Source organism: Fibrobacter sp. UWOV1 (assembly GCF_900142495.1).
Taxonomy (GTDB): domain Bacteria; phylum Fibrobacterota; class Fibrobacteria; order Fibrobacterales; family Fibrobacteraceae; genus Fibrobacter.
Window position 1 is genome coordinate 14954 of the sequence record NZ_FRBA01000010.1, and the last position, 14725, is coordinate 29678.

Sequence of the window (14725 nt, forward strand, 5' to 3'; positions counted from 1 at the left end):
AAAGATGTAAATATACCGAAACCAAAAGTTCTGTTTTTTAGGGCGAAAATGAAGACGTCAGCGTAACGAGAGTCCCGGAATTTGCTTTTCAAGTTCTGCCGCCTGCGAAGCGATTTTCTTTTTGAGTTGCTGCGTGGCGGGGGAGCTCTCGTCTTGAATACGGTGGTTGGCCATTTTCAAGAACTTTTCCACTTTCGCCATGTTCTCGCGGGTGGTGCTGTCGCAGTAGGTCTCTGTCATCTGTTTAAAGATGTATTCCTCGGCGGTTTTGGACAAATGAACCATATCGTCGGCATAGAAGCGGTAGTCGCGCAGTTCGTCCATCACGATTTCGTAACTCGGGAAGTAGGTTGCGTTTGCCTCTTCTAGAGCCTTGTTGATGGCGAGTTGCAGCGTCGCCTTCGAAAGCGTGTTGTTGTGCGCGCCGTCGCCCATGTGCCGCAGCGGCGACACGGTAAAGACGATGCGGGGGGTGTTGTCGCTTGTAAATCTTGCAACGTCATTGCGAGCCGAAGGCGAAGCAATCCTGGTCTGATTTTTTATCTTGCGCAGGTTTTCGACGATTTCGCAGATGGCGCTGGCCGCCTCTTCTACCGAAATCATCCTGCGCGTGAACAGATTCGGGTCTTGCCTGTGACAATTCGAAACGGGCATGCCGCTGTCCTTTAAATAGTAAACGAATGCGGTGCCGAGCGTAATAAAGACGGCATCTGCCTTTCGCAGAAAATCGCGGGCTTGTGCTGTTGCAGCGTTCAACTTGGCGATGCATTCTTCGCGGGTGCTTGCCGAAAGCGAGCTGTGGGCGTCCCAGCTGTGCCAAAGTCCGTCGCAGCGTTCGTCCTTAAAGACGTCGTTTTCTCCGAAAACTTTCCCGTCGGCGATTGCCCTAATCTGCCTTGCGATAGATACCGGGTTGTACACCGTCCCGAACGGGTTCGCGAGCACGCTAAACTTGCGTGCAGCAAACTGTGCTGATATGTTGTCTGCAAAGCACGACCCGAAAAACGCGATGCGGCTCGTGTAGTCAATTTCGAATCCTGCTTTGGGCGTATCTACTCTGGTGAAAAGTTCCATGCCGTAAATATAGGTAAAGGCGGATACCTTGAAAATAAGCGCGGCCTTGCATTATAGAAAAATGCAAATTTTTTATGATTTTTTAAATTGCTGTCGAAATTTGAGTAAAAACGCAATTTTTGTATTGCAAAACAAGTTGACTTTTGCGGAATAAGAGGTATATTTGGTAACGTGAAGCCCTCGGAAGCGGGGCTTTGTCAGGAGGAAAAATGAAAGATGTCTTTGAATATACGGGCTACCGTCAGTACATCGCGGACTTTTACGCCGAAAGGAAGGTGAAGTCTGCGTTTACCTGGCGGGAGTTTGCAAGGATGGCGGGGTTCTCCTCGTCGGTCCACTTGAAATACGTGAGCGAGGGGCGTTTCAACCTGGGCGAAGATGCCGTCGAGCGTGTGGCAAAGGCCATGGGGCTAAGCGGGAACCGGCTGGAATATTTTCGCGCGATGGTGGAGTTTGACCATGCCGTTACGGACAACATAAAGAAGGAAATTTTCGAGAGGATGCTCTCCATTGCAAAGCAGAGCAACGCCAAGGTTATCGAGGGTGACGCGTTCCGCTATTTCGACAGCTGGAAAAATCCGGTGCTTCGCGAACTTGCTCCCGCCATGCCGGGTGCAAAGCCCTTGGCGCTGGCAAAAGCGTGCCGCCCGAAGGTCACTGCCGCTGAAGTCAGTGAATCGTTGAACTTTCTTGTCAAGGCGAATCTGCTCTTGAAAGATGCTAATGGCAACTACGTGCAGACCGACAAGTTCGTGACGACCGGCCCGATGGAGGCTGCACCCGTCGCCATTCGCGGGCTTCACCGCCAGATGGGTGAAATCGCGCTCGATACAATCGAGGGCGTGCCGCAAAACGAACGCCACTTTTCGGGCGTGACGTTGGGTATCACGCGCAACGCCTACGACAAGATTGTCGCGGAACTGGATGCGTGCCGCAGGAAGATTATCGAAATTGCCACCGCGGAAGACGAGACGGACGAAGTATATCGCTTGAATCTCCAGTTTTTCCCGATGACGAACAAACAGGGCTTAAATAAAAAGGGTTAGGAGGAAACTATGAATAACGTTAAAATGAGCAGAAAGTTTATCTACAGTGTGGCGATGCCGTTCGCCATGATGTTCGCGGCATTCCTCACAAATGCGCTTGTCGCGTGTTCCGATGGCAAGTCTGTTGCGGGTGGCGCTTCCGAAGAAGAAACGGGAATTTATGCCTTGACGGGTCGAGTGGATGCTGCAGCTAGAATGGCGATCATGTCGGATTCTACGGATTTGCCAAATACTTTATCTGTAAAACCGGGAACGGTTGTTAGGGTTAGTGAACTGGATTCGATTTCGTTGGATATGACGGGGCTTGTTTTTGTTGATACGATTTCGGATAGTAATGGCCATTTTGGTTTTGAGAATCTCTTACTCAATAGCCCGTATGTTCGGATAAGTGTTTTTAATCCAGATAGTTTGGATTATTGTCAGCCATGGGGATCTCCTTTTGATGGAAACGAAAGTTGCGCAGACAGTCTTACTGGTACTTATGTTCCTGAGTTGACTGCAATTGTGGATCTTCGAGTGTCTAAAAATATTGAAGTAAATGTTTTGACGCTTATGAAAGTCCCTGTTTTACGGAGTTATGTGGCTGCCGGAATGCCTTTTGCTGAGGCAGAGAAAAAGGCTGAACGTGATATACTTGAAAGTCATGGAATATATAAGGAGTTTGGGCCTTTTGAAACACCGCAAAGTGAGTGTGATGATGAGTTTATTCGTGTTAAGGAGTTTATATCTACCGTTCATGAAGATGTGATTATGTACTATATGGGTGACACCAGTGCTATTCTTTGGGCCTTTGAAGATTATATTAAGCGGTATATGAGTATTCCTCGTGCGGCTTATTCTTCAAGTGAAGAGAATAAAGCTCTGTATGAAAAGATTGTGTCGTATTTGGAATTGGAAACGGGTTTTATTGCTGAGTATCAAGGATTGGGACAATGTAAGGACTCGCGTGAAGGAGAATCGGTCCCCTATAAAGAATATGAACTTGTCTGCCTTTCTGGAAAATGGAAAATGCAATATAAGGGTATTGAATTTACGAGCGGAACGATGGTCGATAATCGTGATGGAAAATCCTACAAAACGGTAACGTACAACATTGGTGGTAAACCGCAAACTTGGATGGCTGAAAATTTGAATTTTTACGAATCTAATTTGCATGAAAATACTGGTTGCCTTGCTGGTGATGAATTTGCTTGCGAAGTAAATGGTCGCTTGTATGAATGGCAGGCTGCGATGAATATGGATAGAAACTCGATGAAGGTGTTCCTTGCTCTTCCTGAAAGTGATACGGTTTTCTTGGATGATAAGTGTAAATCTATGATTGAAGATTTAAATAAGTGCACATTCATTGAAACTTCTAATTGTGGAGAAAAGCGTAGGGAAAGTGAGAAATATTGTAAATCTCTTTATCCCGAAGGTATATTGACGATGCTTGGCGAAGGCGATGCATATTGGAAATGGAATTATGCGGATTATTTGTCCCAGTCTAATGTCATGAGTTATCAAGGCGTATGTCCTGACGGATGGCGTCTCCCGAATCAAAGGGATTGGAAAACTTTATTTGAATACGTTACTGGCCAAGGGGTGACTTTTGCGGCGCTTGCTGATGAAGTGGCTACGGGATTTAATATGAAAAGTTTGGTCTTGATAAGAGACGATGAAAATTGGCTAAAATATGAACCAAGTTTTGTGGCTGTCCCTGATATTGAAAAAGGGTATGGACAATCGGGATATTCTTCGGCTGTTAGTATGGGTGGTTGTTCTGTGAGAGTGGATGGCGAATGTCTTGTTTCTGCAAGCTATCGCTATGACTTTGCTTCGACATTTTATTCAGTCCGTTGCCTCAAGAACGAATAGCGAATTTGGGGTTGGGAGGATAGGAGGTGAACGAGAAGGCGGGCGTAAGCCCGCCTTTTAATATATACGAACAACGAGGTATGAGAACTCCAAAAGGAAAAGCGAGTCGTTGTTCGTCCTTCGCTCCGACAATAGGCTGTCGGTCTATTGCCTCCGCTCGGCATTCTGTATACGAACAACGAGGGGAGCAAACTCCAAAAGGGTTAGATGTTTGTTGTCTGTCCGGTTTGTTAAGTATATAAATTTGATTTATTGTAGAAAAACTTCAATTTTTACATCAAAATTTCAAAAATGCTTAAAATTTTGAAAAATAATGAAAAATTTATTGTAAAAACTATTGATTTTTTAAAATTTATTGGTTATATTTAGAATGTGCTTAACTTGGGCCGAGCTTTCGGGGGGTTAAGAGGAGGACAAATGAAAGATATACTTGAATATACGAGTTACCGCCAGTATATCGCGGACTACTACGCCGACAAGAAGGCGAAATCTGCGTTTACCTGGCCGGAGTTCGCTTCTGCGGCGGGATTTTCTTCGCCGGTCTACCTGAAGTACGTAAGCGAGGGACGTTACAACCTGAGTGGCGAGGCGGCAGTTCGCGTTGCCGCGGCGATGCACTTGATTGGTGGCGATCTCGAATTTTTCCGTGAATTGGTGCGCTTTGACCACGCCAAGACGGACAAGGCTAAAAAGGAATCGTTCCAGAAGTTGGTGGCGATGGCGGAAAGTCGCAAGGCGAAGGTCGTCGAGGCCGATGCGTACCGCTACTTTGACAGCTGGAAAAATCCGGTGCTTCGCGAACTTGCGCCGGCCATGCCGGGTGCAAAACCGTTGGCTCTTGCAAAGGCGTGTCTCCCTAAAATTACCGCTGCCGAGGTGAGTGATTCGCTGAACTTTCTGGTGAAGGCGAACATGCTTCAGAAAGACGAGAACGGCAATTACGTTCAGACGGACAGGTCGATTACGGCTGGGCCCATGGAAGTGACGCCTGCGGTGATTCGCGGCCTGCACCGTCAAATGGGCGAACTCGCGCTCGACACAATCGAGGGCGTGCCGCAAAACGAAAGGCATTTTTCGGGCGTGACGCTTGGCATTACGCAAGGCGCCTACGACGAAATTGTCGCTGAAATCAATGCGTTCCGCAAGCGCATTATTGAAATTGCTACGAGGGAAACCGAAACGGATGAGGTGTACCGCCTGAACATCCAGTTTTTCCCCATGACAAACAAGAGTTCTAAAAAGGGTTAGGAGGATATCATGAATTACTCAAAAATGGCTATGCAGTTTGTCTGCAAAATGGCGATGCCGCTCGCCTTGATGTTCGCGGCCTGCTCCACTGACGAAGGGAATGCCATTTCAAAAGTGGAAACGACTCCGGGGACGCAGATGGGAGGCTCTTCAGAAGAGCCGAATGTTATCGCGTACGAAAATATCTCTTTGAGAGGGCGTGCTTATTATGCGCCGGCAGGTAATGAGGCCGGTTCGTCAGAATATGTTTCTGTTTCTGTTCCGACGAATGTGTTCTTCGATGGAGGGCGGATCATTCTGACGGAACTGGATACGGTGACGCTTGAACCATTGGATGATTCCACGATTACGGAGTCCTTTAAGGGCGACGTCATAGATCCGCTCACAGGAGAAAGGGTTCCTGGTGACGACGGAATGGCCAGTTTTGATAGTGTTTCGCTGAGAAGCCCGATTGTCTTGTTGGAAGCTGTATCGGGTGAAGTATCGCTGAGTGCGATTGTGGATATCCGGGATGCAAATACCTTTGTGATTGATGGATTGAGTCATTTGGCGACCTATCGCATACGGAAGCTGGCTGAATCTGGAATGTCGTTTGTGGCGGCGAAGGCCCGGGCTGAAACCGAAATTGCAAATGCGCTAGGTTTTGGCTCGCAAAATCCGTTCGTGGAGGAAAGCTTGATGAATTCCTCGAATGTAGCTGTGTGGCGCAAGGCGTTTAATGAATTGGTCCCGTTTAATTTGCTACAGCATTTGAAAGAGGAACTTGGCGAGTCTGGATTGTTGGCTGATTTGTCGGAAGATACAAAAAAATCTTTGACGGAAGCTGTCGAAAAGTCGCATTATTGGAGATTGTTGAGCACTTCGCGAAAGGCCTTTGAAATGTGGGATGAGGATTTTTATCAGGAGTGCATGCAATTTAAGGCTTATTATGTGAACCTGTTGGCAAGTGTTTTCGGTGTGGGACAATGCTCTTCTGAAAACGAGGGGACGTTTGCCGATGTTCAGGGAGATCTCTTTGAACTGAAATGCGTGTCCGGTTCTTGGGAATTTGCATATCGCAAAACGAGCCGGTTGAATATTGCGCATACGTTTGGGACGATGGTTGATTCTCGCGATGGCGAGGAATATAAAACGGTGACTATTGATTTGGGTGGAACTTCGCAGACCTGGATGGCGGAAAACTTAAGGTATGCTGCGGAATATTCCAGCTGCTTTAGGGACGATTCGTCGTACTGCTCTGTATACGGTCGGTTGTATTCTCCGTTGTATGGTTTGGATTCGTCTTACCGAAAGTACACGACTAAAGAATCGTGTGTTGACGTTAAAACACTTGAATACTTGAACGGGATTTCGTCTGATGATACGCTGTATTGGCGGGGTAGGGCTGAAGAAGATTGTGATGAACTATATGAATATGGCGATTATCGTGACGATGGTGATAATATGCTTTGGGACAAGGTGATCGATTCGCTCGAGACGATAAATTTTGAAGTGTGTCCAGAAGGTTGGCGCATGCCGAAGTATGAAGACTGGAATGCTTTGCTCAGTTATCTCGATGGCCTTGGACAGGGTCCTGCATTGACCTTGCTGTTGGCGAATTATGGAAATCCTACGGGATTTGGCTTGGATCTTCTGGCTGACATTCGTGGTGAAAAAGGCAACTATAGGGCTATAGTTAGAGGAGTGGGAATGTATCAGTTTGAGCCTGTGGTGACGCCTGAGGAAATCCGTGAAAATGCAGCGGGTGATGTCGTGGGAGCTCTTGCAACTCAAACTTCTAGCCGTAGGAATGGGGCCAATATGTATTTTGAAGCGCTAGTGCTCGGTTACGACTTGCCTGGCTATGGCTTTGTCCGCTGCATCAAAGACGAATAGCGAATTTGGCGGTTAAGGAGGATCGGTTAGGAGGCCGATTGGGAGAAGGCGTGCTTCGGCACGCCTTCTTTATATATACGAACAACGAGGTATGAGAACTCCAAAAGGAAAAGCAAGTCGTTGTTCGTCCTTCGCTCCGACAATAGACTATCGGTCTATTGCCTCCGCTCGGCATTCTATATACGAACAACGAGGTATGAGAACTCCAAAAGGAAAAGCGAGTCGTTGTTCGTCCTTCGCTCCGACAATAGACTATCGGTCTGTTGCCTCCGCTCGGCATTCTGCATAAGAAATGTTTCATGTCGTAAAAAATTGCTAATTTTTGATAAAAATAGAAAAATATTTAAAATTTTGCTGAAAACATAAAATTTATGTCATAAAACTATTGAATTTTCAAAAATCTTTGTTTATATTTAGAATGAACTTAGCTTGAACCGATATTTCGGGGGCTAAGAGGAGAACAAATGAAAGATATACTTGAATATACGAGCTACCGTCAGTATATTGCGGATTACTACGCCGAACGAAAGGCGAAATCCGCGTTTAGCTGGCAGGAGTTCGCCTCATTGGCGGGGTTTTCCTCGTCGATTTTCCTTAAATATGTAAGTGAGGGACGCTATAATCTGGGCGAAGCAACGGCCGTGCGTGTGGCTACGGCTATGAAGCTTGCTGATTACGAGTGCGACTTCTTCGTGGAGCTGGTCAAGTTCGACCATGCAAAAACGGATGCCGAAAAGAAGGCCGCTTACGGCAAGATGATTTCGATTGCCGAGGCGCACAAGGCGAAGGTCCTGGAAGGGGATTCGTTCCGTTTTTTCAGTGACTGGAAAAATCCGGTCATCCGCGAACTCGCACCTGCCATGCCGGGGGCAAAACCCTTGGCCCTTGCCCATGCCTGCCGCGAAAAGATAACGGCGGCCGAGGTGAGCGAAACCTTGAATTTCTTGGTCAAGGCGGGCCTGCTCCAAAAAGACGATGCCGGCAACTACACGCAAACCGAAAAGTCGGTGACGACTGGCCCTATGGAAGTAACGCCTGTCGCCGTTCGCGGGATGCACCGCCAAATGGGCGAGTTCGCCCTTGACGCAATCGAGGGAGTTCCGCAAGCGGAACGGCATTTTTCGGGTGTTACGCTAGGCGTTACGCACGAAGCCTACAACGAAATTGTGCAAGAAATTGCTGAATGCCGCAAGCGCGTCATCGCGATTGCGACTAGGGATTCTGCGGTCGATGAAGTGTACCGATTGAATATGCAGTTTTTCCCGATGACAAACATCAAGGGTTTAAAAAAATAAAACGAGGAGGACTCATGAACAACTTAAAAAGACAAATGGTCTGCAAAGCGGCGGTGCTATTCGCCTTGACTCTTGCGGCATGTTCCACGGATGACAGTAAACCCGACACCGTGATGGGCGGCTCTGCCGAAGAGACCGGCTTGACTCCGGTGCTTGCCGATATTTCGGTGGGTGGCAAAATGGCGAATATGCCTTCGCTTGTCGCTCCGAACGGTAATGAATACGATGAGAACACATCAATTCAGCTTAATGTATCGCTGATGAAGGTGTTCGAATTGGATTCGTCGACTTTGGATACGACGGGAGTTGTTTATGAAGGCGCTTTTATAAATGGATCCGGAAAATTCGAAATCGACAGCGTTACTTTTAACAGTCCGTATGCGCAATTCGAAATTCACCCCAATCGAAATAGTGATGATTGGTACGACGGCATCTGGTACAAGGATTATGTCCCGTATCTGGCCATAGTGGATTTGCGCGAGACTAGGAATGTGAATGTCAATGTAATGACCTACTTGGAAGCTTACCGTTTGCGCTATCTGGTGAATTCGGGTAAAACCTTTGCCGAAGCAAAAGCGCAGGCTGACAGGGAAGTTCTCGCGGCGTTTGGAATCGAGGGTGTTCCATTCAATTTCGAAAAGAATGAACATGCTGCAGATTCTGATGTTGTCGATGTCCTGAACTTTGTGGGTTTGTACTTGGGCCCATCTTTGAGCAAATCCAGCGTTGAATCGTTGGCGCAAAAGTTTGGCGAAGACGGAACGTTTGACAATATTGACGAAGAGACGAAAAAACTTTTTACCGCATGGTCGTTTAGCAAACTGAATACTATTGTGAAAGAAGACGCCCAAGGCGTTTTGAAAATGTCCGAGCTGTCCAAAGAAATCAATACGAACTTTGCGATTCTTATGCAGGGCCTGGAAGAATGTACTGCGGAAAAAGAAGGTGCCGTTATTGAAAATTCGGGTGTCTTGTTCAACTTTGTCTGTACGTCGAAAAAGTGGACAACTTCGGTCAGGCAGGCTCCCTATGTTGCGGGCTCTATGACTGACGAACGCGACGGAAAGACATACAAGACGGTGACGTACACCTTGGAAAACGGAACGCAGACATGGTTTGGTGAAAACCTGATGTTCAACAGCCCCAATGGTTATTACTCGTTGTCCGAAGTGCTTGCGCTGGATACCTCGATTGTGATGGTGTCGCTTGATGAATGTCTGGCAGAAAGCGAGGTGCCGTCACTTTGCGATACGTTGCATGCCATGGGCAATAACATCAACTACGATAGAATGATGGCCGCAATCGATTCTGTTGAAAAGGCCACTGGAACTTATCAGGGTGTTTGCCCCGATGGCTGGCGTCTTCCGAATGGCAACGATTGGGAGAAAATGTTTGGCTTTGTCAAGGAATCGCTGGATCTTGAAGCTTATGCACTTGCGGACTACTTGTTTGCCGCTGGATTTGGAAACGTGACCTCGAAAGATGGCGGCAAGGAAGTTTGGACCTATTATGCGGTAAAGCCCGATAGCGCGTATTCGAACCCTCGGGCATCGATGATCATGTTCGAAAGCTATGGAAAATGGCTCGTACAGCAACGTGCGCTGTGGTCTGACCGAATTATCCAGTTGAATGTGCGCTGCATCAAGGACGAATAGCGAATTTGGGGTAGAGAACAACGAGAGAACGAGAAGGTGGGCTTCGGCCCGCCTTCTTTACTTTTTTTGTGGCATGGAGGAAACAAATAATGTATCTTTATGGTATCTTGCGGAGTAGACGCAAGAAAAGGAATTGTATGAAACCTGGGAAGACTGAACTTCGCCTGAACGCTGAAATCGAGAAACGCGGTGCGCTTTTTGCCGTGCTGCTCGACCCCGATACATCCGACGAGGCCGCGTTCGTGAAGGCGGGTGCGATGGCCGCCGAGAACGGCGCCGACCTGCTTCTGGTGGGCGGTTCTTATCTGGGTAACTTCACGCTCCCTAAGCAGGTGGCGGCCCTCAAGGCCAACGTGGACCTGCCCGTGGTGCTGTTCCCGGGTGGAGCCTCTCAGGTGGTGCCCGGTTTTGACGCAATGCTCTTCATGACCCTCGTGAGCGGCCGCAACCCGAACTACCTCATTGACGAGCAGGTGCGCGGTGGCGCGCTCGTGCGTGCGCTCAACATGGAAGCCATCCCGACGGCATACCAGCTGATTAACAGCGGCAAGCGCACGACGGTGGAATACATCAGCGGTACCATGCCCGTACCCGCGAACAAGCCCAAGCTCAGCATGGTGAACTCCATCGCGGCAGAACTCATGGGCATGCGTTACGTGTACCTGGAAGCGGGCAGCGGCGCCGAAGAGCCCGTACCCGTGGAACACATCGCCTATACCCGCAAGGCGACCGAGATGACCATCATTACCGGCGGTGGAATCAAGGACCCGCAGACTGCAGCAGTTCGCGTGGCTGCCGGCGCGAACATCATCGTGACCGGCACGCTTTGGGAAAAGGTCGAAGACCCGAAGTTGCTGGCAGAATTCGCCGCCGCAATCCACGTGAAGGGCTAAAAAACTTCGCTCTTTTTAAATGTCATGCCGGCCCCCGAGCCGGCATCTCCTATTTTATAGGCTTTTTTGGGGCGCGGCTTTTCCTTTACTCAAATATTTGTGTATTTTTCTTTATAAAGAAAGAGGCACCGAAAGGTGCTGTTTTGAGGTATCTATGAAAAAACTCGTGATTGTGACTTATGTGCTCCGTGCGCTGGGTTTTGTGTTAGTGCTTTTGATGCTTTTCGGACACAGCATTGTCCTGAATATCTTCCCCGGTCTCGAGGGCCAATCGATCAATCCGCTGTTCTATACCGGCGTGGCATGCTACGCCGTGGGTGCGATTATCCATTTCTTTATCAAGAAGCAAGAAAGGGAAGAACGCCGCAAAAGGGAAATTGAGGAAGCCTCGGAACGTGCCTTTGGTAAAAAGTCCGACGATTCGGACAAGTGATTGGGTTGTTTATGATTAAGATTGAACATTTGCATAAGACGTACCGCAGCGGTTTCTTGATGAAACCGAAGCTTGCGCTTAAGGATGTGAGTTTTAGCGTAGAACCGGGACAGGTGTATGGCTTTATCGGGCCGAACGGCGCGGGCAAGTCTACGACTATCAAGGTGCTGACGGGCCTTTTGAATTTTGATTCGGGCAAGGTGCTGGTGAACGGGATTTCTCCGCGTAACGTGAAGAGCCGCCAGTTTATCGGTTATTCGCCGGAACAGCCGTACTTCTACGATTATTTGACAGGCCGCGAACTGTTGCAGTTTTACGGCAAGCTTGTGGGGCTTTCTGGTGCCGAACTGGACAAGCGCATCGACTGGTCGCTCGACTTGCTGCATGCGAACAAGGACTGGATTGACCGCCGCCTGCGTTCGTACTCCAAGGGCATGATGCAGCGTGTGGGCATTGCCCAGGCGATTCTTGGCAAGCCGAAACTTTTGATTTTGGACGAACCCATGAGCGGCCTTGACCCGATGGGCCGCCGCGACGTGCGCGAAGCCATTATGGAACTCAACCGCACGGGAGTGACGATTTTCTATTCGAGCCACTTGCTGAGCGACGTGGAAAGCATTAGCCATAAGGTTGCGATGATTGTCGATGGCAAGATCGTGCGCGAAGGAACCGTCGACGAGATTACGGAATCCTGCGGCGTGGAATACCACGTGCGTACCCGCGAAGCGATTCCGCAGGCTGAACTGCCCGAAGGTGTTAGTCCCGCTGGCCATCCGCAGGAATGCGTGTGCGCCGACGATGCCGCCCGCGACCGCCTGTTGCGTTACTGCCTGGAAAAAGGAATTGCTGTCGAGCGCATGGACCACAAGCGCCCGAGTCTCGAAGATATTTTAACAGAGGAGATTGCCCGTGCAGACGCTTAAGCATATCGGCATCATTGCCCTCAATACGTTCCGCGAATCCATTCGCGACAAGATTCTCTATAACATCGGCTTTTTGGCGATTGCGCTTACCTTGTTTAGCATTGTGCTTGGCGAATGGTCGGTGTTCGACCGCGCTTACGTGATCAAGTCGACGACGCTTTCGGTGATGAGCCTTTCGGGCCTGTTGATTTCGATTTTCGTGGGCATTAGCCTGGTGCAAAAGGAAATCCAGCGCCGTACGGTGCTTACGCTACTCTCGAAGCCCATTAGCCGCGCCTCGTTTATTGTGGGCAAGTACTTTGGCTTGCTTGCGGTGGTGGCGGTTCACCTGATGCTTTTGACGGCCATCTACTACGTGATGCTGTTCCTCACGGGTTCTGCTCCCACACTTAGCCTGCTTACGGCTATCTACCTGATTTTCTGCGAGATGGCGGTGGTGATTGCGGTGGCGCTTTTGTTCAGCAGCTTTAGCAGCACGGTGCTCAGTGCGCTGTTTACGCTGGGTGTTTACTTTGCGGGCCACTTGAGCGACCAACTTTTGGAACAGGTGCGCTTTGCGACCCGTATGGGCGAACTGAACGGAACATCGAGCATGCTGTTCCAGAAGGCCGCCGAAGTCATTCACGCAATCTTCCCGGGGCTTTACCGCTACAACGTGACGACTTACGTGGTGCACGGCGTGGCTCTCCCCGATATGTACGTATTCTGGAATAGCATTTATGCGCTAGGCTACATCGGCGTATTCCTTGCGATTGCAAGCTGGTGGTTTAGCCGGAGGGATTTCCTATGAGAAACCAGTACATGGCAAAAGTCCTTGTGCATAACAAGGTCGTTACTGAAGCTCAGGTTAAAGCCCACTGGGATGAAATTACCGACAAGAAAGACATTGGCCAGGTGCTCGTGGATGCAGGAATCCTCCCGCCTCCGATGTACATCAAGGTGCTCGCCTTTGTCAAGAATTTAGAGGCCAAGGCCGCCGCCGGAGGCGGTACTGCTCCGGCTGCAGCACCTGCAAGTGCGGCGCCCGCTAATGCCGCGCCTGCTGCTCCGCAAAAACAGTCGACCGCGCGCTTTGAAGCGCCTCCGGCATCGTCACCGTCTGTTGCGCCTGCTGCACCGCAGTCAGCGCAGTCCGAAGGCCTGCAGATCGAAGGCAACAGCAGCTTGTACGGTGAAGTCTCGACCTCCAACGTGGAAGTCGAAGCGGTCGCGGGCTTGGAATCGACTAGCATCAGCACGGTGCAAGTGCAGGCCGAGGCCGAAGAAGAATCTTCGGGCGAAGATTCCGAAAAATTGCCGAGCCGCTTTGCGATTTTGACGGGTGAGGGCGCTCCGGTAGAAGCTCCCGAAAAGATTCGCCCGATGACGAACCTGTCGCAGATTATCGCGTTTGCCCGCAAGTTCGGTGCGACGGATATCTACCTGTACGCAGACCGCCCGGTTGTCATGCGCCAGTCGGGCGCACTCTTTGTGGCCTCGGACGACGCCTTGAATTTGTCGCGCATTAACGAACGCCTAGATGAAGCTTCCAAGGGCTTTTCGGACGGCTATAAGATTGTAGTCGGCAAGAACTTTAGCAAGACAATCGGTCTTGCCGGTGTTGGCCGCGCCCGTATGACGGTCACGTGGAACGACACGAATCCAAGTGTTTCGATTCGCGTGATTCCCCAAGAATCGACTACGCTCGAAAACCTGTATTTGCCTGCGTTCTGCAATCAGTTTGTGGAACTCAATAGCGGCCTTGTGCTTGTGGCAGGCCCTGCCGCAAGCGGTCGCTCCACGACGATTTCGACCTTTGCCGAAACCATTGCCGCTAACCGCGACGTTTACATTCAGACGATTGAAAAACCGATAGAACGTGTGCTCCAGAATCCGCGCGGCGCGATTGCCCAGCGCGAAGTCGGCTTGCATGTGCGTTCGGGTATCGAAGGCGTGGAATTTGCCATGCAGAGCGGTGCCGACGTGATTCTGTTCGACTACCTCGAAACTCTGGATGAACTTTCGATGCTGTTGCGTGCTTCGAACGCGGGCGCCCTGGTGTTCGCGGTGACGACGGGCAACAACATTCACGCTCTGCTTTCTCGCTTGCTTTCGTCGGTGTCTGCCGAAAAACGCACGGCCTTTGCGAATTCCTTGGCCGAACAGCTCAAGGGAATCATTGTGCAGCACTTGATTCCGATTGTGCAGAATCAGGGCCAGGTGCTTGCTGTCGAAGCCGCCAAGATGAATTCAACGATGGCGAACATGCTTCGCCGCGGAGAAATCTCGCAGCTGTCCGCTTCGATCAGCAGCCAGAAAGATCAGGGCATTTCGCTTGACGATTCCTTGCAGAAGTGCGTGGAATCGGGCTACATTGAAGGTGCCGAGGCGTGGAAACGCGCCTGCGATAGTCGCCGTTTCGCCGCTTACAGGGTTCAGAACTAAGAGGA

12 protein-coding genes are annotated in these 14725 nt (G+C 49.8%); 11 read left to right on the plus strand and 1 reads right to left on the minus strand.

Annotation, left to right across the window (positions count from 1 at the left end; all coding sequences use genetic code 11):
• Positions 1-57: 57 nt before the first annotated feature.
• The gene (locus BUC02_RS12555) at positions 58-1074 is read right to left on the minus strand and encodes a GSCFA domain-containing protein (protein WP_073323043.1); all 1017 of its coding nucleotides are present in this window, start codon (positions 1072-1074) and stop codon (positions 58-60) included.
• A gap of 209 nt (positions 1075-1283) precedes the next feature.
• On the opposite strand from BUC02_RS12555, the gene BUC02_RS12560 reads away from it, so the two are divergent.
• The 11 genes from BUC02_RS12560 to BUC02_RS12610 all read left to right on the plus strand — a co-directional run bounded on the left by BUC02_RS12560 (position 1284) and on the right by BUC02_RS12610 (position 14720).
• Complete coding sequence (locus BUC02_RS12560) at positions 1284-2120, plus strand: TIGR02147 family protein (protein WP_073323045.1); 837 nt, start codon at positions 1284-1286, stop codon at positions 2118-2120.
• Between the two features lie 9 nt (positions 2121-2129).
• Complete coding sequence (locus BUC02_RS12565) at positions 2130-3974, plus strand: FISUMP domain-containing protein (protein ID WP_073323047.1); 1845 nt, start codon at positions 2130-2132, stop codon at positions 3972-3974.
• 417 nt (positions 3975-4391) lie between these two features.
• Positions 4392-5222 (plus strand): TIGR02147 family protein, encoded by an 831-nt coding sequence (locus tag BUC02_RS12570; protein WP_073323049.1) that lies wholly within the window; start codon positions 4392-4394, stop codon positions 5220-5222.
• A 9-nt stretch (positions 5223-5231) separates the two neighbouring features.
• Entirely contained in the window at positions 5232-7097 is a 1866-nt protein-coding gene (locus tag BUC02_RS12575; RefSeq protein ID WP_073323051.1) for an FISUMP domain-containing protein, read from the plus strand.
• A gap of 464 nt (positions 7098-7561) precedes the next feature.
• Positions 7562-8392: a TIGR02147 family protein gene (locus BUC02_RS12580; RefSeq protein WP_073323053.1), complete on the plus strand. Its 831-nt coding sequence runs from the start codon at positions 7562-7564 to the stop codon at positions 8390-8392.
• Positions 8393-8406: 14 nt separating this feature from the next.
• Positions 8407-10047 (plus strand): FISUMP domain-containing protein, encoded by a 1641-nt coding sequence (locus BUC02_RS12585; protein WP_083564591.1) that lies wholly within the window; start codon positions 8407-8409, stop codon positions 10045-10047.
• Between the two features lie 137 nt (positions 10048-10184).
• The gene (locus tag BUC02_RS12590) at positions 10185-10940 is read left to right on the plus strand and encodes a phosphoglycerol geranylgeranyltransferase (RefSeq protein WP_073323057.1); all 756 of its coding nucleotides are present in this window, start codon (positions 10185-10187) and stop codon (positions 10938-10940) included.
• Positions 10941-11094: 154 nt separating this feature from the next.
• Positions 11095-11373 carry a hypothetical protein gene (locus BUC02_RS12595; protein WP_073323059.1) on the plus strand — a complete coding sequence of 93 codons (279 nt, stop codon included), beginning with the start codon at positions 11095-11097 and terminating at the stop codon, positions 11371-11373.
• Positions 11374-11384: 11 nt separating this feature from the next.
• On the plus strand, positions 11385-12296 hold the full coding sequence (locus BUC02_RS12600; RefSeq protein WP_073323061.1) for an ABC transporter ATP-binding protein: 912 nt from the start codon (positions 11385-11387) through the stop codon (positions 12294-12296).
• Positions 12283-13086, plus strand: a complete 804-nt coding sequence (locus BUC02_RS12605; RefSeq protein WP_073323187.1) for an ABC transporter permease — start codon at positions 12283-12285, stop codon at positions 13084-13086. The genes BUC02_RS12600 and BUC02_RS12605 overlap by 14 nt, the downstream gene beginning before the upstream one ends.
• Positions 13083-14720, plus strand: a complete 1638-nt coding sequence (locus tag BUC02_RS12610; protein WP_139261151.1) for a type IV pilus twitching motility protein PilT — start codon at positions 13083-13085, stop codon at positions 14718-14720. The genes BUC02_RS12605 and BUC02_RS12610 overlap by 4 nt, the downstream gene beginning before the upstream one ends.
• Positions 14721-14725 lie beyond the last annotated feature (5 nt).

Coding starts and splice junctions, on each gene's coding strand:
- BUC02_RS12555 (WP_073323043.1), bottom strand. CDS start 1,074: ATGGAACTTTTCACCAGAGTAGATACGCCCAAAGCAGGATTCGAAATT.
- BUC02_RS12560 (WP_073323045.1), top strand. CDS start 1,284: ATGAAAGATGTCTTTGAATATACGGGCTACCGTCAGTACATCGCGGAC.
- BUC02_RS12565 (WP_073323047.1), top strand. CDS start 2,130: ATGAATAACGTTAAAATGAGCAGAAAGTTTATCTACAGTGTGGCGATG.
- BUC02_RS12570 (WP_073323049.1), top strand. CDS start 4,392: ATGAAAGATATACTTGAATATACGAGTTACCGCCAGTATATCGCGGAC.
- BUC02_RS12575 (WP_073323051.1), top strand. CDS start 5,232: ATGAATTACTCAAAAATGGCTATGCAGTTTGTCTGCAAAATGGCGATG.
- BUC02_RS12580 (WP_073323053.1), top strand. CDS start 7,562: ATGAAAGATATACTTGAATATACGAGCTACCGTCAGTATATTGCGGAT.
- BUC02_RS12585 (WP_083564591.1), top strand. CDS start 8,407: ATGAACAACTTAAAAAGACAAATGGTCTGCAAAGCGGCGGTGCTATTC.
- BUC02_RS12590 (WP_073323057.1), top strand. CDS start 10,185: ATGAAACCTGGGAAGACTGAACTTCGCCTGAACGCTGAAATCGAGAAA.
- BUC02_RS12595 (WP_073323059.1), top strand. CDS start 11,095: ATGAAAAAACTCGTGATTGTGACTTATGTGCTCCGTGCGCTGGGTTTT.
- BUC02_RS12600 (WP_073323061.1), top strand. CDS start 11,385: ATGATTAAGATTGAACATTTGCATAAGACGTACCGCAGCGGTTTCTTG.
- BUC02_RS12610 (WP_139261151.1), top strand. CDS start 13,083: ATGAGAAACCAGTACATGGCAAAAGTCCTTGTGCATAACAAGGTCGTT.